The organism is Flavobacterium ustbae (assembly GCF_003946915.1).
GTDB classification, from domain to species: domain Bacteria; phylum Bacteroidota; class Bacteroidia; order Flavobacteriales; family Flavobacteriaceae; genus Flavobacterium; species Flavobacterium ustbae.
In genome coordinates, this window is record NZ_RPOC01000007.1 from 199809 (window position 1) to 222505 (window position 22697).

The following is a 22697-nucleotide window of genomic DNA, read 5'->3' on the forward strand; positions in this document are numbered from 1 at the left end:
TTCTTTATAATTTAGTTCGTTTGCCCATATAATAACTGTATTCTTTATCGAAGGCGTAACCTCTTTCTTCGATTACTTTGAAATGAAAATCGTTTAAACTTTTTGTTTTTATGACTTTTACCTCATCACTGATTGTTCTGATAAAATAGGCGTATTGATTATCTTTCGCATAAAAAGCATTATCGCATTCCAGATAATACGTTCCGTCAAGACAGGTTTCCAGAATTTTAAACGTCTCTGGATTTGCGTCGGGAATTATTTTGCCTTTAAAAAACACATGATTTTTATCTTTTGCAAGATTTCCAATTAATTCGGAATGTGGAATTGTGAAAGATTCCAGCTCTACATTTTCGACAAGTACGGTATCTCCAAAATATAGTTTTCCATCTGCAATTGCATAATAATCATTAAGATACTTTGCTTTACTATAATCAAAAGGCATTTTATCGCTATGTCGATAATAATTTCCATTAGAGAAAGTATATCCTTTTTTGATATCTAGAACTTTAAAATCTTCGGGAAGAGCATTTTCTACAATACAAAAACTGCAAAATGCACTTTGCAAATAGATGTGATTTTTATCTGCAAAATAAATCGTAGAAGCATAATCATCTTCTGTTTCTGCATTTGTCGCAATGATTTGAAAGCTATCAAAATCAATAGTTTTATACAGTTTTTTAAAGACTTCGCTTTCATAATAAAGAACAAATTTATTATCAATGATTTTATAACCGTGTCCTAATTCTTTAATCATTTTCTTCTGTTTTAATTATCAAATGTTAAAATACAGCTTTTATATAAGCTTATCATTACTTTTTCATCAAGGTTTTGCTTTCCTAATAAAAATAACGATTGATTTAGAGCTACACAATTTTTATAGTCATCTTTTTTTGACTAATTGACTCGCAAGGATATTCATCTCAACTTTGTGAGCGATACATAAATTTCGAGAGTACACAAAAATGATGAAAATACTGTCGCTACTACTAATCATGATTTGCAGTTTAGGCTGCCAATCTCAAACAAATTCAAAAATGAGTCAAGACAAAACAAATCCGCTATTGTGCGATCCTGTAAGTGGAATGTGCGAGATGCCTGTTGGCGATAAATCGAATGGAAAAGTAGCAATTCCAACAGAAAATAAACCAGTTAAAATAATTTATTACACTGATCCTATCTGCTCTTCTTGCTGGGGAATTGAACCTCAGCTTAGAAAATTAAAACTGGAATATGGTGACTATTTTGAAATTGATTACAGAATGGGCGGTTTATTGCCCGATTGGAGCTATAACAGTGGCGGAATTAGCAAACCTTCTGACGTAGCCCATCATTGGGATGAAGCGAGTTTATATTACGAAATGCCAATTGATGGTAATGTTTGGATTGAGGATCCGCTGGATTCTTCTTATCCTTCTTGTATTGCTATGAAAGCGGCTCAAATGCAGAGCAAAGAAAAAGCGGTTTATTTTATGCGTATTCTTCGTGAAAAATTGTACCTCTATAAAAAGAATATAGCAAAATGGGAAAATATAGCAGAAGCTGCAAAAATTGCTGGTTTGGACGTAGAAAAGCTAAAAGCCGATTATGATGATGCCGAAGAACTTTTTCAAGAAGATTTAAACTTAGGCAAAAGTCTTGGAGTACGAGGTTTTCCAACGCTGTTTTTTGCAGATGCGACAAACAATCAGCTGACGGTTTATGGTTCTAAACCTTACACTTCGTATGAAAATGCTTTATTGGCAATGTTCCCTGAAGCAAAGAAGAAAAATATTAAAAACGAGAATCCTTTGGATTTATTCGAGATTTATCCAACATTAACGCCAAAAGAATATGCTGTCATTTTAGAAAAATCAATTTCTGAGGCTAAAACTATTTTAGAGCAATGGCATCAAGAAGGTTTATTAGATAAAAAGACAATTAAAAATGGTTCTCTTTATAGTAAAAAGTAAAATACAAAATCCCTTTAAGCATAAATCTAAAATGCAAAAGCCGTAAAGTTTAATTTTACGGCTTTTGCATTTATTTTTTTTGTCTAAATCTCTTTCAAAATCAAATCGGCTACTACATCTATGGCTTGGTCGATAATACTTTCTGGAGTTCCTTTAAATTCGTAACGTTTGGCGATTTGTTTTTCGGCAAGAATAATATGTATGAAAATTGTCCCAACTGGTTTTGATTCACTTTCGCTTCCGCCTGGAGTCGTTAATCCGGTTAAACCAACACAAATATCTGAATTAATATACCGATAAAAATTTTGTGCCATTAACTTCGTCACTTCTGCAGATTCGGCACTATATTGTTCAATTGTCCCCCACGGAATGAGTAATAAATCTTCTTTCATAGAAGAATGGTAACAGACCATTCCTCCTATGAGAATTCTCCCAGAATTTACAACGGTAGAAAATTCATAACACATTTTTCCTGCAGAAGCACTTTCTGCAAATGCTACAGTCATGTTTTTTTCAATTAAAGCCTGACAGCAAGCCGTGACCTTCTCAGATGCCATATATATTTAGATTAAATTACACATTTACTTTAATCTCAAATGTAGATTCTTAACTTAAATTACATTTACATAATTTCTTACAAAATTTACATTATAAGTAACTGTTAATTATACAATTATAATGAGTTTTTTTATAAAGAATTCCTTCGCTTTAGATGGTAAATTTGTAAAAAGCAGCTTTTTAACAAAGCTTATCAACTATATGCCTTCTAAATAATAAAAGCCAAAAGAAGATTATAAAAACTAAAAAGTCAATTAAAAATAACAAATCAAAAAACAATATTATGGAAAAGCAAAACAACCATGATTATGGTCAATTTGATCCTGATTATATCGAACAAAATACACTTGTAGACGGAACTTATGCAAATGAAGACCAGTACAAAGAAGAATTAACTAGAAATGATAAAGAATTTGGTGAAAGCGATCCAGATCATTACGAACAAAACACATTGGTAGATAATGATAATTATGCTAGAGACGAAGATCCTTATCAATATCAAGAAGAATTTGTTGAAGATCTATCTCATCCAGAACAGGATTTTGAGAAAAATTCTAATGTAAGATCAGAAAATATTCCGAACGAAGAAAGAGTTGTAAATGAAGATGATGCCATCACAAATGATGATACAGAGCGCGATCTAAATGATGATTATGATCCTGATCTAGATCAAGAAAACAGAAGAGACAGCGACATCGACGAGGATAGGGACACACCTGAAAATTTAGACGATTTTGATGCTGAGCATTATCCAGAAAATCATCCTAGAGAATAATAAAATTTGTAAATTGTAAAAGATATGTTTATGGCTTTAGGAGTTCAACTTTTCTGGCTCTTTGTATTAGCAATTCCAATTGCCTGCATTAGCTGGACGGTAACACATGAAGAGATTTTTAGAGAACCTCACGAATGGTGTGTCAGACATTCTAAAAATGACAGATACCTATTATCTAGAAAGTTCTTTTATCTGCTCACTTGCGAATACTGCTTTAGTCATTACGTTACAATTGCCTTTCTTATTCTTTGCGATTATAAACTTTTGTTAAATGACTGGAGAGGCTATATTTTGGCAGGGTTTTCTCTAGTTTTTATAGCAAACGTATACATGAGCCTTTTTGCTTTATTGCGTCAAGCTATCAAGAAAGAAAAAGTTGAGATTCAGAAAATTGAAAGCGAAACTGACAGCGACAATAATATAAATTAAAAAAATAAAATAAGTATAATTAAAATAAATTGACATCATGGAGAATATGAATTTTATAGACCCATTATTACACGGAATTACACCTGAGACATTAAATAATAAAAATCTATCGGTAAAGCAATTAGCATGCGCAGGAGTTGGTGCTCTTTTGGCTGCAGCTATTTTAAAGAAAACCGGGAATCCAAAAATTGGAGCTGTAGTAGGCGGTTTAGCATTACCAATATTAGCATCAGCGGGTTATAAAAAATACTGCGAAATTAAAAAAGAAAAAACCGATGCGATCTCAAGCAGCGGTATCGAATACAATCATTAATTGGTTAAAATACCTACCATAAAAAAAGAGCGCTTATGTCATTAATAAGCGCTCTTTTTTGTATCTACTGAGATTTAGTTAATATTCCCTTCTACCCAATTTAGTGCTTTATTAAAATCTATTTTTTTATAACCACGAAATTCGCCTGGAACAATATAGCTAAATCCGTTTGTGAAAGAGATAATTTCATCTGTATCGGTAACAATTGCGGCTCTGTTCCATTTTCCTAAATGTTTAAGGCCCAATAGTCCATCTTCTAGCCACGCTCCTGCTGTAAAATTCTTAATATCAGTATCTAAAACCAGTAAAAAATTAATTTCGTTGGTCTGCTTTACCAAATGCTCAACGGCTGGAATCACTGTGGTCAAAAAATCTTCTTTTGTTACTTCTGCCAATGCTCTAAAGGCAACAATATTGTCTGTCGTATCGATTTGATGTATCATGATTTTTTATATTTTGAGTTATTTACTTAAATTTCATATTAAACATTTTAATATGTCAATATCTACTCAAATATACTCATTATCAACTTGATACTACTTACATTTAACTAATCGTTTATTATATTTTTTAAAGTTTTTTTTAGAGGGACAAAGGGACAGAGGTTCAGAGGAACAAAGTTTTTTTTGATTACGGATATCGTTTGTGATTGTATATTATTGTGAAAAAATTACCCATAAAGATTTTTTTGTAGAGAAACATTGCAGTGCATCTGCTATTATCATATTTTTTTAACGCAGAGGGCGCGAAGTTTTTTACGCAAAGCTCGCTAAGTTTTTAAGCTAAATTTAATAAATAAATAAATAAATAAGTTCGCAAAGCTAAATTATAAAGCTTTGCGAACTTTGCTCTAGAGCATACCTCAAATTAAAATTCTTTGCGAGCTTTGCGTAAAAAACTTTGCGCCCTCTGCGTTAAAATAAGCATTGGAAAACTACTTCAAACTCTTAACCTCACCATTTTTCAAATCAACAGAAAAATAATCTGCGGGAACTTCACGCATAAATTTATTGAAGATTATTAAAAACAACTTCATTTTCTTTTGAATCAGATTGTCTTTTGAAAGATCACTTTTAGAACCTTCTAAAAACAAATCTGATAAAACTCTATATTGTTTTGCTCTTTCGATTCCAACATCTGCAAGAGCCAATTCATCAGCACTTCTAAAACGGTAAAAATCAATTAAAAGATCATTTCCTGACCAATTAAAATCTGTTTTTCTGATCTTGTTTTTTACTAAAACCTGCTCAGATTTCGTTTCCGCTTCTTTCCATTCTTTATGAAACTGCTCTTTATTTTTCAAAATAAAATCAAAATCTTTATCTGCTTGTATGTTTGCTAAAACCAATAAATCTTTCGCCGAAACATTCAATAAGAAATTGGCAAAATCTGAAGGCCAATCGTCTTTTAAGAAACGAAGACGAACTAGTTCCTTCAAATGAAAATCGGTAAAATCGTGGTAATTTTTAGTTTTTAAAATAGCAATGTTCCAGATATCTTTATTGTTCTGGCTTTCCAAAAATTGATATTCCATTTTATACAAATCAAAAAGCTCGTCGTATCTCGTAACATTATCAATCGTAATGGTTTGAATATCTATAACATTGTCTTTCTTTAAAGTCAGTAATTTATAAGCTGGAATATAAGCCGCTAGCGATGGTGTTTGCACATTTACCAAAGTATTTCCTTTTGGTGAAGTTCTAACTCCAGTATCGTTAATATGCATGTGTCCTCCAAAATGAATCTTCAATCCTGCATCGGCAAAAACCTGCGCCACTTCTTCGACCGGAACTCGGTTTAACTGCCATTTATTTGGGCCAAGAAGTTCTTTTATTTCTGCAGAAGCGTCATCATTAAAGTCAATCATCGGGAAATGGCTAAAAGCAACCAGCGTTTTTCCTCGTTTTTTGGCTTCCGCCGAAATAGTTTCAACCCATTTAATCAAATGTTTTTTGTTTGAAAGCACATTATTATATCCCGTACTTGCTTCTGAATAACTTTTAGAATCTTTCGGATCACCATCCGTTTTCTTCGGAATATATACGTTTCCGTCAATTGCCATTAACCAAAGTCCGTCAATTGGTTCTACAACATAACTAACATCTGGCACTTCGTAACCTGGTGCGACTTCATAGACACGATTGGCTAATTTTGCACTTTCTAAAGCTTTATCAAACGAATAATTTTCACTTGAATAATTCGAAAATGGAGTTGCCCAAAATTTATTTATCTTATTTGGATGAAAACCAAAATCTTTGAGATTATCCGTAATTCCTAAATAACCCATTTTAGCAATATCGGCTGTGACTACAACAGGCTGTTCGATGTTTAAATTGGGCTTATATAAACCGTCTTTGCTATAAATGGGTTGGCTTTTCCCTTCTTTTCCTAAAAAATCTTCTTTACCAGATTCTTGTGCAAAAGGTCCAACTGGATCGTGATTTCCTGTGGTAATAAAAAATTCTATTCCGTATTTCTGAGTATATTGCTCTAAAATTTTAGCTAAACCGCGAACATGAATCGGCTGTCCGTCGTCTGTATAATCGCCTGGCAATGCAACATACTTTATTTTTCGCTTTGCGATATCTTCTAAAGCAGCTAAAAAAGCAAAATAGTTTTCATTGAAAATTCGTGTAGAATGCAATTGCGACGACATGGTTCTTACCAAAGCATATTGGTTCGTTTTTGGGTTCAGCACACCTTTATAATCTGAATCTGAGAATCCTCCAAATAAATCTTGCAAATGCACATCGGATAAAAAGGCGATTTGTGTTCCGTTGAGATTTTTTGTTTTTTGAGCAGAAAGTGTATAATTAATAAATAGCAGGTAAAGTAGAAATAATCGAAAAGTAAATTTTAGGCTCATAAATTGGGGACTTTTAATGCACAGCAATTTTATTGATTTAATGATGAAAGGAGTTTATGTTACTGTTATTATAATGTTTTTTAACCGCATAATTTTTAACGCAAAGCACGCAAAGGTTTTTCGCAGAGAGCGCAGATAGCTTTTTAAGCGGATTTTATAAATCTAAGTGCGCAAAGCTTGTGGTGATTTTTTTAACGCAAAGGACGCGGAGGTTTTTCGCAAAGTTAATTTAAGTTGATTTTATCAAATCTACTAAAGACTCTGCGCTCTCTGCGAAAAACCTTTGCGCCCTCTGCGTTAAAATTCACCACAAAGTTTACAAAAAAACCTCTGCGCTCTCTACGTTTAAAAAATTACGTAAGAAGCAAAAAAAGGCCATCATCTCTGACAGCCTTTCATTACATTAAAACCAAAAAATGTAACGTGTTTAAAACCATTATGGCAAATGGGTTTCTTTTTATTTCTTTATAAAACGTTTAATTGTTTTTTTGCCGTCTTTTTCGAGAATTAAGAAATAAATCCCTCGACTTAACTGACTCACATTCAAACTATTTTCATTTATATTTTGAGAAGCAACAACTGTTCCCAGTGCATCGACAACTGTCGTTTTACCACCAATTACATCTGTTGTGAAGGATAATAAATCTACAACAGGATTTGGATATACAATTAGTATATTATTTTCTTGTTGTGCCATTTCAGAAGTCGCTGCGATTGGCGCTGCGTTACCCACTTTTGTAATTCTAATCCAGTTGATATTCATTCCGGTATTTTGAATGTAAATTCCAAAATTGTATGTTCCTGCATTTATGTTTACCGTTTGCGTTACGGTCTGCCAATTTTGCCAGCCTCCCGTGTTCGGAATATCGACGTTACCTAAAATAATAGTTCCCCCATTCAAATCAGAAGAAAGTCTTCCGCCAGTAACACCACTTGCAACACGATATTCAATTAAATAAGAACCCGATGTTGGAAAATTAATGTTGTTGTAAGCCAGCCAGTCACCGGTTTCGGTATAACCCACATTAGAGCCTCCACCGGTGTCTGTCGTAGCTTCGACCTGGATACCGCTCATTGCTGAGTAATCTTCGGCCTGAATTAAAGTTGAAGTTTGAGAAGTTGTCGTAGGAATCAGTTTCCACTGTCCGCAAGTTTGGTTGTTGTTGTCCCATTGCTGTACAATGGCGCCAGAAGCAGTACTTGCACCAGCAACCTCAACAATTCTTCCGCTATGACGGGCAACAATTTTATAAAAACCGTCTCCTGTAGAAACCAGAATAAACTGCTGATTTGTAGTTCCGTTATACGGATATTGTTCAACACGTGTACCATTTGCTTTATTAAAACCATTTACGTCCATTGACTGACCGCTGTGATTGGCAATGATTTTATACATTCCGTCTCCTAAATGTGTAAATGTAAATTTCTGATTGTTCCCAGAAGTCAAACCACCTTGATTAATTCCTGCTCCGTTTGCCATACTTGCCGACCATACATCTAGATACAAACCGCTGTTTCTGTTTTGAAGAAAGAAGGTCTGGTTTCCTAAAGTCGCAATTCCGTTTGCAATAATTCTAATGGAACTTACTTTGTCATTCCAAGTGGTATTTAAACAAGAATTATCAGAATTTATAACCGTTGAAGCTCCTGCAAAATTATCGTCTTGATATAAAATAGCCTGATATCCTTGAGTAATTCGAAGCGACGAAATATCATCATTTAAAACTCCTAAAGAATTTAATCGTGCCAGATTATAATCACCAATTGTTAAACCTCCTGAAAATCCTGTGTAGTTACAATCTTTATAAACGGTAATTACATCGGTAGAAGACGCTATATTTCCTCCCGGCGGAATAGTTCCTGTAATCGAATAACTTCCGATAGAACCATAAGCCGAATAACCACCTGCGCCAACATTTCCTGCACCGTTTCCGTCAACTCCTATAAAATATTTTCCTGCCGGAAGATTGACATTCATAGAAGCATTTAAAGCAAACGGATCAGAATTCCAATACGTTCCCATTTCTGCTCCCGCCGAATTGTACAATCGAATTAAAAGATGAAGATTCCCGTCTCTCGAAACCGTATTGACGTTAATAGAAACATTTCCGCCTCCAGTTGTAAACGTAAAGAAATCATAATCGGCTTCACTCGAAATAATTCCATTTTTCTGATTAATCTGTCCACTTGTGTTATAATCTAAAGTAGCTGCAGAAGCCGTAGTATTTCCGTAATCGTCACCACGATATCCAACGCCAAATTTGGCACTGGCAATTATAGCAACGTCATCTTGCAAGTTATTAGCATAATTGTACTGCCCTTTACTCCATTGTACAACAGGTCTGTAATAACCTGCCCCCATAATCGGAGCCCAAGAAGTTCCGTCAAGACCTAAGAAATAGTCTTCAGCAGGATTGGTGCGTCCGTCATGACCTAAATCAAAAGTATGCCCTACTTCATGAGAAGAAGCGTCTCCACCCGATTTTCCAGAAGTGATAAATACCCAGCAAGGAACATCATTATCCCAGTTAAAAGAACCTATATACGCTACTCCACCCGCTCCTGGCGCTGCGGTATTGGTCGGTGTCACTACGACACGCATTCTTCGGTTTCTCGGATAGGAATTAAAAACGGCTTCGTTTGTAGTAACGTTTACGTTAAACGGACGATAATCTTCTGAAACTACTTCCCAATGCTGTTGTACCGCCGCGTCGTTCATGCCTGATGGCGCTGCATTGATGGCATTTCCGTTGTTCCAAAGATTTCCTGCCGGCATATAATAACCGTCAAAATCCAGCATTATACAGCCTGCCGCTCCTGGTAAACTTTGTAGGTTTAATAAAGCTTGAGCAATTTCTGGCGCAGCAGCAGTTTTACTTGTGGTATTGTCTTTTGTTGGAACATTTTTATAATCGATACAAACCAAAGTGTTGATGTCCACTTTTTCGACAAAAGCGTTTCCCTTTGCATCAGAAAAGTATTTGTAGGCTTCTCTAGTTTTCTTTAGAAGAATATGTCCTTCTAGCGATTTGTCTTTTACTTTGATATAAAAGGAAGATTCGGCTATGTTTTTAATTTCTCCTATTAGAAACTCGCTTGATTCATTGGATTCTTTGTAGTTTATTTTTCCGTTAAAGGTTGCTTTTTCTGCCTGAAGTAAAACGGTTTTTTCGATACTTTTTCCTGTTGCCGAAGTTGCAAGTCTATTCTTTAAATTATTCATAAATGTTTTACTCGATCCTAGAGAAGTCTGCGCTATAGCAAAGCTTCCGAAAACGAGAAACAGTAAAATACTAAAATGGAATTTGTAGTTGTTTTTCATATAATTTGGGGTTAATGAGGTAAACTGTTTGTTGTTTGTTTGCCACTAATTTCTCTAATTTTTTGCGTGCAAATTTTTACATTTTTTTTGCCACAGATTAAAAGATTAAATAGATTTTTTTATCTCCAATTAATAAATTTCCAACAATCACCTAAATAAAAATTCGTGGAGATTCGTGAAATTGCTTCGCCTATTCGCTATCGCTCGGGTCGTGGCTACTATTTTAATCCAAAAAATCCTTTAATCTGTGGCTATACTATTTGCGGAAAAAAAATTATTTCTTAACAAAACGTCTCACCGTTTTGATTCCGTTTTTTTCTACTGAAATTAGATAAATTCCTGTTTTTAAAGTTGAAACATCAATACTGTTATTATTCACCGTTTGAGAAGAAACCGTTGCTCCGTCTTCTGTATTGATAATATTGACATTTCCATCAGAAACCTCAGCCGAAAAGAAAAGTTGCGTTTCTGTCGGATTCGGGTAAATGCTTAAATTTTCAATAGAATCTGCTGGAGCTGATTTTGCCGCCAAACCAGAAGCCGATTTTGTAATTCTAAACCAGTTAATATTCGCTCCAGAAGCCTGAATATAGATTCCGAAATTATATGTTCCTGCATTTACGTTTACTGTTTGTGTCACCGTCTGCCAGTTCTGCCACCCACCAGTATTGGGTACATTTACGGTTCCAAGCTGAATCGTTCCCGCATTTAAGTCTGATGAAATTCTGGCTCCGTTTACAGCACTTGCCACACGATATTCTATTACATAATTACCCGAAGTTGGAAAGTTGATGTTATAATACGCCATCCAATCTCCAGTATCACAATAACCTACGTTTAATCCGCCGCCGGTATCGGTTGTTGGTTCTGTCTGAACGCCGCTCATGGTATTATAATTTTCTGCCTGAATTAAAGTTCCTGTTCCTGGAGGATTGCTTCCTTTTACCACCTGATCAATAGCCGTAAGCAGTGATTTTGAACCTGTTGCATCCTGCGATAATTCCCAAATCATAACTCCTGCCGCATTCTGAATGGCAAAAGTTGTTTTTTGTTTAATAGTCGGAATTCCGTTATAATAAATCGTATTTCCTACCTGATCCTGATTTTCTGATCCCGGATATTGGGCTACAATATTCGCAAAAGAAATTCCCTGATTAGCAGAAGCTCCAAATCCGTAACCATAAAACGGAAGTCCGATTACGGCTTTACTTGCCGGTAATCCGCGTCCTGTCCAGTAATTAAACTGATTTACCGCCATACTGTACGGAGAATGCTGTCCCGGATTGTTTGGTGCCCAAGGTCCTGTTGCATCGTATGCCATGATATTGATCCAGTCATAAGCCGAAAAAACAGACGAAGGTACATTGGCACCACCATATCCTTCTGAAAGTGCTGCCGAAATCAACTTTCCGTTGGCATGAAGTTTATTCGCCAGAGCAATCACAAATCCGCCGTAATCGCCGTTAATGGCAGGACCTTCCAAATCTACATCGACTCCGTCAAAATTATGCGCTACCACATAATCGTATATTTTTTGTACGAAAGCTGTTCTGTTGGCTGGTGTAATTAAATTGAAATAATTATCTCGAATCGCACCGCCTTCTGAAACAGAACCACCTCCAAGCGAAACAAAAACTTTCACATTTTGAGCATGAGCTGCGTTTATTATTGCATTGCTTCCCGAATTAAAAGATAGATAACCATTGGCATCGGGATTTTCAAAAGCAATATTAATATGTGTTAATTTATTGTATTGAATTGTATTGGAAAATGAATTCAAATCGATCCAGTTTGGAATGTAAGCGATTACCTTTTTCTGCGCTATTGTCAAATTAAAAACACCTAATGCCAGAATGAGAAGCCATTTTGCCGACATTCTTCTGTAATTGTTTTTCATAATAATTTGTTTTAAGGATTAATAGTTTTGGGGTAAAACTTTTAAATTTTAAACACATAGAAACATAGATTTTCCTTTTTTTGTGAAAAGAATTTTAGAAAGAAACTCGTTTCTAATACATAGCTGAGAGAGACTATGTCAAAGTTTTAAAACTTAGATAAAGCTTCTGCACACAGCGCTATGTTTATTTAAACAAGTGAAATGCCTTTATAGACTTTCTTCCGACGCTTCGGAACTATGTTTATATGTGTTTAAAATTTATTTTAGATTCGCTTGAATTGGACTAAATCCAATTCAAGCTTTTTACAACTAACAGCAAATCAATCTAAAATTATTTTTTAATAAAACGTTTAACGATTTGTTTGCCATCTTTTTGAAAAACCACAAAATAAATTCCGGTTCTTAATCGTGATACATCAATACTATTATTATTTATTTTCTGATGTGACACTACGGTTCCTGTCTGATCTAGAATGTTTACATTTTGTCCGGATACAGCCGTTGTAACAAAAAGAGTACTTTCTGCCGGACTTGGATATACCGTAAGTTCAGCTGTTGCAGGTTCTTCATCTAAAGTTTCAACTGATGCTGTTCTTGCTGTCGCTCCAGCTCCAACTTTAGTAATTTTAATCCAGTTGATGTTCATTCCCGTAGTCTGAATATAGATACCGAAATTATACGTTCCAGCATTTACGTTTACCGTTTGCGAAACCGTCTGCCAGTTTTGCCATCCACCAGTATTTGGAACCGTAACATTTCCTAAAACAATAGCGCCAGCATTTAAATCTGAAGAAAGCACACCGCCAGAAGCACTTGCTACTCTATATTCAATTAAATACGAACCCGTTGTCGGGAAATTAATACTGTTATACGCTAGCCAATCGCCTGTTTCTGTATAACCAACATTTGAACCTCCTCCAGTATCTGTTGTGGCTTCAACCTGAATGCCGTTCATTGCTGAAAAATCTTCTGCCTGAATTAAAACCGAAGTTTGAGAACTTGTTGCCGGAACCAATTTCCATTGTCCGCAAGTTTGGTTGTTATTATCCCATTGCTGTACAATGGCTCCCGAAGCTGTACTTGCTCCGGCAACCTCAACAATTCTTCCGCTGTGACGGGCAACAATTTTATAAAATCCGCTTCCTGCATCTACCAAAATAAACTGCTGATTGGTAGTCGCATTGTATGGATATTGCTCTACACGTGCGCCATTTGCTTTGTTAAAATTATTAATATCCATAGACATACCGCTGTGGTTGGCAATAATTTTATACATTCCGTCTCCTAAATGTGTAAACGTAAATTTCTGGTTGTTTCCAGAAGTCAATGCGCCTTGATTAATTCCTGCTCCGTTTGCCATACTTGCCGTCCAAACATCCATATACAAATTACTGTTTCTGTTTTGAAGGAAGAAAGTCTGATTTCCTAAAGTAGTAACTCCGTTAGGAAGAATTCGGATAGAACTTACTTTATCATTCCAAGTCGTATTCAAACAAGAAGTATCAGAAGTAATTGTGGTCGATGTTCCTGTAAAGTTATCATCCATGTATAAAATTGCTTTGTAACCTTGGGCAACTTTTAGCGAAGAAATATCATCATTTAAAACGCCAAGCGAATTTAAACGTGACAGATTATAATCACCTATTGTTAATCCGCCAGAGAAACCTGCGTAGTTGCAATCTTTGTAAACTGTAATGACATCTGTTGTTGACGGAACTGAAGGTGTAACTATTCCAAAATATCCTCCAAAAGTAGCGATAGCTTTTGTTGGCTGTGGCGAATGAAGCGACGGTGATTGATCGGCAACGTCATCATAAGCAAATCCATAAGCCAAATTATCAATATTGATTCCTGGTAAATGCCAGAATTTTGAATAATGATTCGTTGGATTTACCTGATAATATTTTGAAGCATCGTACCAGTTTTGCTGACCCGGATTTGCGGTTGTCGTATTGACCACATGACGGTTTATGGCAGCCGTTAATTGTGCCTGAATCACAAGATCCAAATCTCCATCAACCAATCTTCTATCCAAAACACCTTTTCCTTCCAAAGCTTCCTGTGTGCTTGGGCGATTCTGCACGCGTCCTGTTCTTCCAACAAAAGCACCAGATTGCCCAACCATTTCCAGTTGCTCACCGATAACTCTTCCTTTAAAAACTCCGGCGTCTCCGGCATAAAAAATTAAATCTTCATTTTTATATTTGTTCCAGATCGCATCGATATACGATTTTAAATAGTTTACATAGGGTCCTGAACCTAAATAAGGTGGCGTTTTAGATGGCGCTGTAATTTCTCCTGTTGCATCGTTTACACAGCCTTGAAATTCTGCCGGAACATTCGCTTTAAAAGCGGCCACAATATCGGCATGCTTTTTCAAATCTCCTACTTTTTTCTGATAACCGTTTGCTCCAAATAATTCCAATCCCATTGGATATTTATAGGAATCTACACGAGTCGGATTTCCGAAGAATCCGTGCTGATTGTTTGTCAATTCAATCATTTCATACAAAATTCCCTGATTTGGATCGGTTGCATTCTGCGGATTAGGCGATGCATATCCCGAAGGTGCGCCGTTGGCTCCGAAGAAATAAAAATACAATTGTGATCCTTTGGAAATAAAAACTCGACAGCCTGCAATTAATGGCAAAGTGAAGGTTTTGTTCGGAATTTCGCTCAGCTTGGTAAAACAAGCCGCGTATTTAGAATTTTGTCCCGGTCCGGTATTTCCGCCGTACGTTGGTCCGGTAACTGTATTGTACGAAGCATTCATTGGTAAAACCTGACTCGTTTTGGCATTTACCCAAACATGGTTTCCTGTTGTATAGTCGATCCCGACAATGGCAACGTATAATTCGCTGTCGGCAAACGGTGAATTATTGCTTACGGTGAACGGTATGGCGCCCTGACTGTACATTAAATTTGAAAACACTAAAAACAGTGTCGTCAAAAAGGAAAATCTTTGAAGTCTAATTTTTTTCATATCTAAATAATTTTGGGGTTACGTAAATAGATTTTAAACCAAAGTCATTTTCGCAGTAATGACTTAATAATCCGTCAGGTGAAATTTTGGTGCTATCCTTTAAATTTAATTCCAGCTTATATTTTGGGGGATTTATTTAAAACAAATGACACCCGACGGATTTTTAAATTATTTTTTGATCAGCTTTTTTGTCCAGCTTTTTTGATCTGATTTGAAGTTTAGAATGTAGATTCCTCTGTTAAGTTTACTAACGTCAATTACGCTTTCGTTTCCTTGAGGTTTATTTTCTAAAATCAAATTTCCTGTATTGTCATAAATTGTAATGACTTTATTGTTTAAATTTTCAGGAGATGAAACCTGAACATAATTTGTTGTCGGATTTGGATAAACCGCAAAAACAACTTCTTCTGTCTGAGGTTCTTCTGCAACATTCAAAGCCATTCTAGCCGTTGACGACGATCCGTATGCTTCAATTTCAAACAATGAATATCCATATGGAGCCAAAGCTTTTGCGGTACATAAAATTCTAAGGTATCTTCCTGATCCGCTTACTGCTAAATCGTCTGTTCCTCCGTCAGAAGCTGTTTGTGTATTGATGGTTTCATTTTCTGTGAAAACATTATCTGCCGAAAGCTGAATCTTATATTGCGTTGCGTAAGCGGCTTCCCATTTCAAAACCACTCGGTTAAGATTGTAATTGGCTCCTAAATCAACATAAATCCATTCGGTTGCATTGGCAAAAGAACTTGCCCATCTTGTCACTGTGCTGTCTCCGTCTGTTGCTTTTGATGCAGAAAGTGTCGGATTTTCGTCTGTTGAAGATGTGGCCGTTTTTCCTAAAGCCAGATTCACATTCGGATTTGGCGTAATATTTCTAACGATCACATCGCTGAAAACTCCTGTTGTTAAAGTTCCATTGTTGTGAGACGTAACCGCCATTCCAACATAAATTGTACTAGCCATAGCAATAGTTCTGGCCGTACCCACTTGAGTCCAGGTTGTACCATTATCTGAAATGAAAGAAGTAAAAGTATTTCCTGATCTTACTGTACGAATCCATTTTGGAGTTGTTCCTGCTGTTCCCTGCTGAATTGTTGCAACTCCAACAGCATCTCTTGACAAGAACTCTGCTCCAGCCGCCGCAGTCAAAGTAGTCATAGCGTGTCTAGAAGTTGCTGTCAAAGTCTCACGGAACATTACTCCTGCTTTTGCATACGTATTGGTATTTGTTAACGAATTTAGCTTAGCAATAATTTCAGCATCGCCAGTAATTGGCTTATACACATATTGAAACTGATCGCTAGTTTCCCAAATATCTGTTCCTGAACCTTTAATGGTGAAAGTTCCGTTAGCATGCGAAGCTGATCCGGCCGGGGTAACCGCTCCTAAATCAGTACTGATCCAAGGTGCAGGCAATCCCGCTGGATTTTCTGTTGAAACTAAATTTAAAGCTCTCAGATTATCAAAATAGTACGTATTTCCAGAGTTTGTTCCTGGTTCAAACAAGAAAACAAAACGGTTTACTTCGCTGTCTAAAGTTGAGGCATCTGGAGAACTTGCATACGTAAAAGTTACGGTGTGCCAAGCATTTGATTGTTTTACAACTCCCTGATAAATACTGTGTCTACCCGCAGGGTAATTAGAAGGTATAGAAGCACTGCTTTCTGCCTGCCAAGAAATAATCGATCCAACCGGCGCAGAAGTATAAACATCCATCGCGAATTTTTTCGTTCCTCCTTTGAAATCTCCGATATTGGTCAAAGTCGTATTGAAAGAGAAATTATCATACAATTCTGTTGACTTGCGAACGTATCTTCCAACATTGTTAGAGGTATTGATTCCGCTTGCATTTGGATTTGCGGTGTTAGGCGTATAGGTTCCAATTGCATCTCTAAACGTGATATTATGCGTGTTTTGGTAATCTTCGTAAACAACTCCAGGCGTAAAAGTATCCGGAAGTTTAGTCGAACCAATTCTAATATTATCAAAATAATAAGTATCGCTTGTGTAAGAACCCGAATTGAACAATAAAACCATTTGGTTAATTGCAAGATTGGAAGTTCCAGGATCTGGACTTGAATTATAATAGAAAGTTAGAGTTTCCCATTGATTTTGTTTGGTTGTAATCGCTACATAATTACTGTTTCTTCCTGTAGGAAAATTGGCAGGAAGCGATGTTGCACTGTTTTCTAAATTCATACTTACAACCGTTCCAATTGGTGCCGAAGTATATACATCGATCATAATTTTATTAGTCTGATTTTTTAATAAACCAGCATCTTCGATAGTGCTTTGCGTATTGAAAAATAAAACGTCATATTGTTCGGTCACGTTTCTAACGTACCTCGCCACATTCGCGGAAGCGTTAACCGAATTACTTCCAGGATTTGCCACAACAGAATATGTTCCCGTTGTTGTTCCTTTTATAATTTTATTGATTCCGTCGTAGTTTTGCAAAACATCAGTCGCAATAATTGGTTTTTCCGGTGCCGCTTTTGTCAACAGATTATCAAAATAATAAGTCGCTCCCGAATTCGAATTCGATTCAAAAAGAACCACCACATTATTGATTGTCAAAGCACTTGTATTTGGATCGATGATTTTTTCGAATTCAAATTCAATCGTTTCCCATTTATTTTGAACAGTTGTTGTCGCTTTAAAGCCGCTATGTCTTCCCGACGGATAATTGGTTGCCGTAGTCACATTACTGTTTTCTAACTGCATCGAAATTTTGGTTCCAACCGGAGCCGACGTATAAATATCAAACGAAAGTCTTTTTCTTCCGTAAACATAATCATTGGCATTTGTAATCGTAACGTTTCTAATATTCAGAACATCATACAATTCAGAAGAATTACGAACGTATCGTCCAACCAAAGTCGAGGTATTAATTCCTGTTGCCGAAGGATTGGCAACCGCTTCTGTCAAAACACCTGTTTTTATCGGATACAATACATTTCTATTGGTCTGAAAATCTTCGTGGATTTTTTCAACTGGTAAAGCTGGTTCGGTTGTAACCGCCAGTTTATACGTATTTACAGGACATCCCGAAACTGAGGCGACTACAGAAACGTCTCCGCCTGCTGTTCCCCAGTTTACCGTAATAGTATTTGTTCCTTGTCCGGAAGCAATTGTTGCGCCTGCCGGAACTGTCCAGTTGTACGTTGCCCCAGTAATCGCATTTACAGAATACGTTTTAGCAGTTTCGTTTTGATATACTTTATTGTCTCCCGTTACGGCATATTTAAAACTTCCGTCGTAAACACGCACATAATCTACTTGCATTTTAGCAGGAAAATCCCCAGGAATTGGTGGTACGCCCGCTCCATTTACGCTTGTGTAAGGCGTTCCTGCACTTCCAACAGCAAGATTCAAAATGATATAAAAATTACTATCATTAAAAGGCCAGCCTCCGTTTACCGTTGTATTTGGCGTTGCCGTATGAAATAAGACATCGTCTACAAACCATTTAATGATATTTGGTCCCCATTCTACAGCATAAACGTGAAAACCTGACGATAGATCTACCGGAGAAGAATAACTTCTTCCTGTAAAATGATAACCACCTCCATCATAATGAATCGTCCCATCTACCGACTGCGGGTTTCTGTGTTTGGCTTCCATAATGTCAATTTCTCCCGTGTACGGCCAGTTTCCATTCATTGGGAGCATCCAGAATGCCGGCCACGCTCCCTGTCCGTTAGACAATTTCATACGGGCTTCAACTCTCCCGTATTTTAGAGAATACTTTCCTTCAGTAGTCAATTTTGAAGAAGCATAAGGTTGGTCCGGAAATTGCGCATTTGGCGCATATTTGGCCTCAATGTTTAAATAACTATTTGTTCCCTCTTTTACAATTGTTGCCTGATCGGGATCGTAACGTTGAGCTTCGGCATTTCCGAATCCGCAAAGCGAAGGACAACCGTTTCCTGAAATGCTCTGCCATTTGGTTAAATCTACCGTAGTGCCATTAAATTCATCAGACCAAACGAGCGTATTACATTGGGCATGAGTTTTAAAAATGGGCAGCAGTAAGAATAAAACGGCAACACAAAATTGTTTAAATAAATAAGAATTGCTTTTCGGTGGTCGGCCGAAAAAAGAGTCATTTTGATTCATTTTTTAAATAGGTTTTAGTTAGTAATTGTTATTTCTTCCAAACAGACTTCTTTACGAAAGAGTTTGTATTTTCCGACAATAACAGCACAATATTAACTAAAAAATCAGGCTAGACTTACATTTAAGAGTACGGTTTGACTACGGTACTCTTAAAAAAACGTAAAAGATAGGACGCGGATGACACGGATTCGCTATCGCGAAGACGCGGAAAAAATCGGATTTATGATTTATAAAAAAATCCGTGTAATCTGCTCCCGATAGCTATTGGGATCGCGATAGCGAATCTGTGTCATCCGCGTGCAATAACTCGCGTTATTAAAAATTAAGAATAAATTCGGTGATGTTAGTATCAGACGGAAGCTGCAGTTTTTTACGGATACGGTATCTGGTATCTTCCACACCGCGAACAGAAATTCCTAAAAGTGGTGCAATTTCTTTTGTATTAAAGTTCATTCGCAGATACGCACACAAACGCATATCACGCGGAGTAAGTTCGGGATAAGTTGCTTTTAATCTTTGCATAAAATTATCGTGCAGCTGATTGAAAATTTCTTCAAATTCGTTCCAGTGTTTGTCACCTTGCAATTCGTGATCAATCAGTTTATTGATTTTGGTCAAAATGGCAAAGTTTACGTTTGGATCATTCTTTTTATCAATCTGTGAGATCAGTTCTTTTATAGAAAGCAGGATTTCATTTAAATGAATCAAGTTGACGGTATTAGAAGCCACTTTGGCATTTTTTAAATTAATCGTCGTTTGAAGATTCTCCTTCATGATCTCCATGTTTTCCTTTTCAAATGTCAACCTTTGTTCGTTAAGTTCGGCACGGCTTCGAAGCAATTCTTTATCCTGCTTCTCAATCAATTGCTCACGCTGCTGTCTAGCAACAGATTTCTGATATTTAATAATCAAATAAATAACCACAATATAAAGTGCAAAATACAAAACATAAGCCCAAACGGTTCTATACCAAGGCGGTAAAACTTCAAAACGAAAAACGGCTTCATCGCTTACGACATCATAAATATTTTTTGCCCTTACATGAAAAACGTATTCATTCTCTGGCAGATTCGTGTATTCTTTTTCGGTCTGAAGGCCGTAATCTGACCAAGTAGGTTCAAAACCTTCCAGCCAATATTCGTATTGAGTAGCCTCTGCATCATCAAAACAAAGCGACGCAAAAGAAAAATGCAATGCATTATTAGAATAAGATAATGTAGTTGGCAATTTTTCGTGCGATCCATTTTTATTCGGAAGCACATCATATCGGCTGGAAAACAAGAGACTGTCTTTAGGAAAAATACATTTCACTTCAGAAATAACCGCTTTGTATTTTGTTTGATATTTTTTGTTTTTAATAGGACTGTAATGAATCAACCCTTCTTGTGTGCCAAAGAAAACATCGCCTGTTTGCGTGGTTTTAATATTTTCAAAACCAGGAACATACAAATAGCGGAGTTTTCTAAAAGGAAGTTCCTCAACTTTAAAATTTCCGTTTTTTTGTTTGCTCATTTTTCCGGTATTTTCGCCAGAAACGTACCAAATGTTATGCTGATTATCTGGCTTTAATAGCCGAATATGATTTTCAAAGCCGAGATATTTTTTAAAATCCAGATCTGGAATCATTTTTTTTGAAACCGCATCTTGCTTGTAAACTCCCTTAGTTGTTCCAAATACAATTTGATTATTAATTTTAAATGTATTCAAAAATAAACTTGACGGAAAACCATTTTTATCATTATAAAACTGAAGGTCAGTCACAGTATCAAAGTTCGAATTAAATTTAAGTTTGTAAATTCCTTTGTATCCGTGTGCGATCCAGATATTGCCTGCTTTGTCGGTTTCTATGATTCTGCTGCTTTCTTCAAAACCTCTTATTTTATGCTGAAAAACCCAAGAACCATTTATTTTCTTTAAAAGATACAAACCTGTATAACCGCCTGCAAGTAATAAATCTGGATGATTGGGTATAGAAATTCCTTTCCATACACCATCAATTTTGGCTATCGCTTTCGCGGAATTTCCACTAATTTCAAAAATTCCGTTTTTTTCAAAAGCCAATAATGAGGTCCCAAAAACACCAACGTTCCAGACATTTTCAGACATTCCTGAAATATGCTGAAAGACTACATTTTCTCTTTTTCCGCTTTTATACGCTTCCCAATTTATCCAAAACAAACCGTTGTCGGTACCGATATATAATTTATTTTGGTAAATCTGACTGCAATAAATTTTGGTTTCTGAATTGGAACTGTCTATAATTTTTGAAAGAGGAGATGAAATCTGAATCTGTGAAATGCCGCCCTTCAGCGTCACCCACAAATTGCCCTCTCTATCCATTTTAAAATTAGTCACATATTCGTTTTGAAGTCCAATTTGTTTATCAATATGCTGAATCAATCTTCCCGCACTATCTATAACTATCAATCCCGATTGGCGAGTTCCGATTCCGAAATAACCGTCTGAAAGCTGAATTCCTGCTGAAATCTGATTTTGTTTCAATAAATGATCAACTTCTGTTACAAAAGGCTTAATTTGATTTGCTGCATAAATAAAAATTCCATTTTTTTGAGTGAATAAAAGAAGGCCTTTTTGCGCTTGAAAAATCTTTCTAATCTGCATTCCGGTGAACTTCTTGCCATTTTCAACAGGAATTAATTTATCGCCTTCTAACTGTAACAAACCTTCGTCATTGTCTGAAATATAGATTTTCTGTCCAACTTCAAAAAAATCATCAAAACTTGATTTAGCATCTAAGACTTTGATTTTATTCTTTTTATAAATAAAAATCCTTTCGTAAGAGAAAAAAATCACTTCATTATTTCGGATTACAGTATGCAGTACATCTCCAAAATTTCGAGCCGATTTAGGAAGTAGTTTTACCAAAGAATTATATTGATATTGCCCGTTTGGAAGCTGAATCGTGTAGCCAAAATCACCTTGAGCTCCAACATAAATTTTATCGCTTTTATCAATTGCCATAGAGCGAACCATGCTTCGGTTTTCGGGTTGCGTGACAATTCCCCAGCGCACGCCGTCAAAACGCATGATTCCAAAATGATTGGCAAAAAACATCATTCCGTTAGAATCCTGTAAAACATCCCAATTTTCTGCTGCCGCCTTATACGCTTTTGGACTGTAATTGGTTATAAACGGAACTCCAATTTTTTTAACTTGAGAAATTACAAGTGGGGAAATGAATAATAAGGCTAGAATTGAAATTCTAATTTTAAATTTCGTCATTTTCTTTCTATCTGTAGGTTAGTGCTGCGATTTTGGGAATCACAACCTTAAAAAAATAACTCTTTGGGAAAGTTATTCTTTAATAAAATCCAAACGTTTTTATTAATAAGCAATTATAATTTTCATCATAAAAACAGACTAAAAAAACGAATGTTTAAATTCAAATATATTAAATTTAATTTTAACGCAACAAATTACATTATAATTTAAGAATTAGTCAAAATGACAATTAGCTTATTAAAT

General features: G+C 36.0%; 13 protein-coding genes. 4 read left to right on the plus strand and 9 right to left on the minus strand.

Translation table 11 applies throughout. From position 1 onward, the window contains the following. Window positions 1–4: 4 nt before the first annotated feature. Window positions 5–754 (minus strand): DKNYY domain-containing protein, encoded by a 750-nt coding sequence (locus tag EG814_RS11470; RefSeq protein ID WP_125722006.1) that lies wholly within the window; start codon window positions 752–754, stop codon window positions 5–7. 280 nt (window positions 755–1034) lie between these two features. Between EG814_RS11470 and EG814_RS11475 the strand changes: the two genes are divergently transcribed. Then, entirely contained in the window at window positions 1035–1949 is a 915-nt protein-coding gene (locus EG814_RS11475; protein WP_125722008.1) for a DsbA family protein, read from the plus strand. Between the two features lie 83 nt (window positions 1950–2032). Here the strand turns inward: EG814_RS11475 and EG814_RS11480 are convergent, their stop codons facing one another. After that, window positions 2033–2506 carry a CinA family protein gene (locus tag EG814_RS11480; RefSeq protein WP_125722010.1) on the minus strand — a complete coding sequence of 158 codons (474 nt, stop codon included), beginning with the start codon at window positions 2504–2506 and terminating at the stop codon, window positions 2033–2035. Between the two features lie 284 nt (window positions 2507–2790). Here EG814_RS11480 and EG814_RS11485 point away from each other — a divergent pair, with 284 nt between their 5' ends. Genes EG814_RS11485 through EG814_RS11495 form a run of 3 tightly spaced genes read left to right on the plus strand, consistent with a single transcriptional unit; the run spans window position 2791 to window position 4024 of the window. After that, on the plus strand, window positions 2791–3282 hold the full coding sequence (locus EG814_RS11485; protein WP_125722012.1) for a hypothetical protein: 492 nt from the start codon (window positions 2791–2793) through the stop codon (window positions 3280–3282). A gap of 30 nt (window positions 3283–3312) precedes the next feature. After that, entirely contained in the window at window positions 3313–3711 is a 399-nt protein-coding gene (locus EG814_RS11490; protein WP_125722014.1) for a hypothetical protein, read from the plus strand. A 37-nt stretch (window positions 3712–3748) separates the two neighbouring features. Beyond that, window positions 3749–4024 (plus strand): PrgI family protein, encoded by a 276-nt coding sequence (locus tag EG814_RS11495; RefSeq protein ID WP_125722016.1) that lies wholly within the window; start codon window positions 3749–3751, stop codon window positions 4022–4024. A 74-nt stretch (window positions 4025–4098) separates the two neighbouring features. On the opposite strand, the gene EG814_RS11500 is transcribed toward EG814_RS11495, so the two are convergent. From EG814_RS11500 to EG814_RS11530, 7 genes are all read right to left on the minus strand, one after another. Then, a complete protein-coding gene (locus EG814_RS11500) occupies window positions 4099–4467 on the minus strand; it encodes a SpoIIAA family protein (RefSeq protein WP_125722018.1) in 369 nt (122 codons plus the stop codon). A 491-nt stretch (window positions 4468–4958) separates the two neighbouring features. Further along, window positions 4959–6890, minus strand: a complete 1932-nt coding sequence (locus tag EG814_RS11505; RefSeq protein ID WP_125722020.1) for a metallophosphoesterase family protein — start codon at window positions 6888–6890, stop codon at window positions 4959–4961. A 457-nt stretch (window positions 6891–7347) separates the two neighbouring features. Further along, the gene (locus EG814_RS21200) at window positions 7348–10212 is read right to left on the minus strand and encodes an RICIN domain-containing protein (protein ID WP_235830963.1); all 2865 of its coding nucleotides are present in this window, start codon (window positions 10210–10212) and stop codon (window positions 7348–7350) included. A gap of 274 nt (window positions 10213–10486) precedes the next feature. Next, window positions 10487–12109 (minus strand): glycosyl hydrolase family 18 protein, encoded by a 1623-nt coding sequence (locus EG814_RS11515; protein ID WP_125722022.1) that lies wholly within the window; start codon window positions 12107–12109, stop codon window positions 10487–10489. 331 nt (window positions 12110–12440) lie between these two features. After that, the gene (locus EG814_RS11520) at window positions 12441–15092 is read right to left on the minus strand and encodes a beta-1,3-glucanase family protein (RefSeq protein WP_125722024.1); all 2652 of its coding nucleotides are present in this window, start codon (window positions 15090–15092) and stop codon (window positions 12441–12443) included. Window positions 15093–15260: 168 nt separating this feature from the next. After that, a complete protein-coding gene (locus tag EG814_RS11525) occupies window positions 15261–19211 on the minus strand; it encodes a family 16 glycosylhydrolase (protein ID WP_125722026.1) in 3951 nt (1316 codons plus the stop codon). A gap of 315 nt (window positions 19212–19526) precedes the next feature. Beyond that, on the minus strand, window positions 19527–22454 hold the full coding sequence (locus tag EG814_RS11530) for a triple tyrosine motif-containing protein (protein WP_125722028.1): 2928 nt from the start codon (window positions 22452–22454) through the stop codon (window positions 19527–19529). Between the last annotated feature and the right edge of the window lie 243 nt (window positions 22455–22697).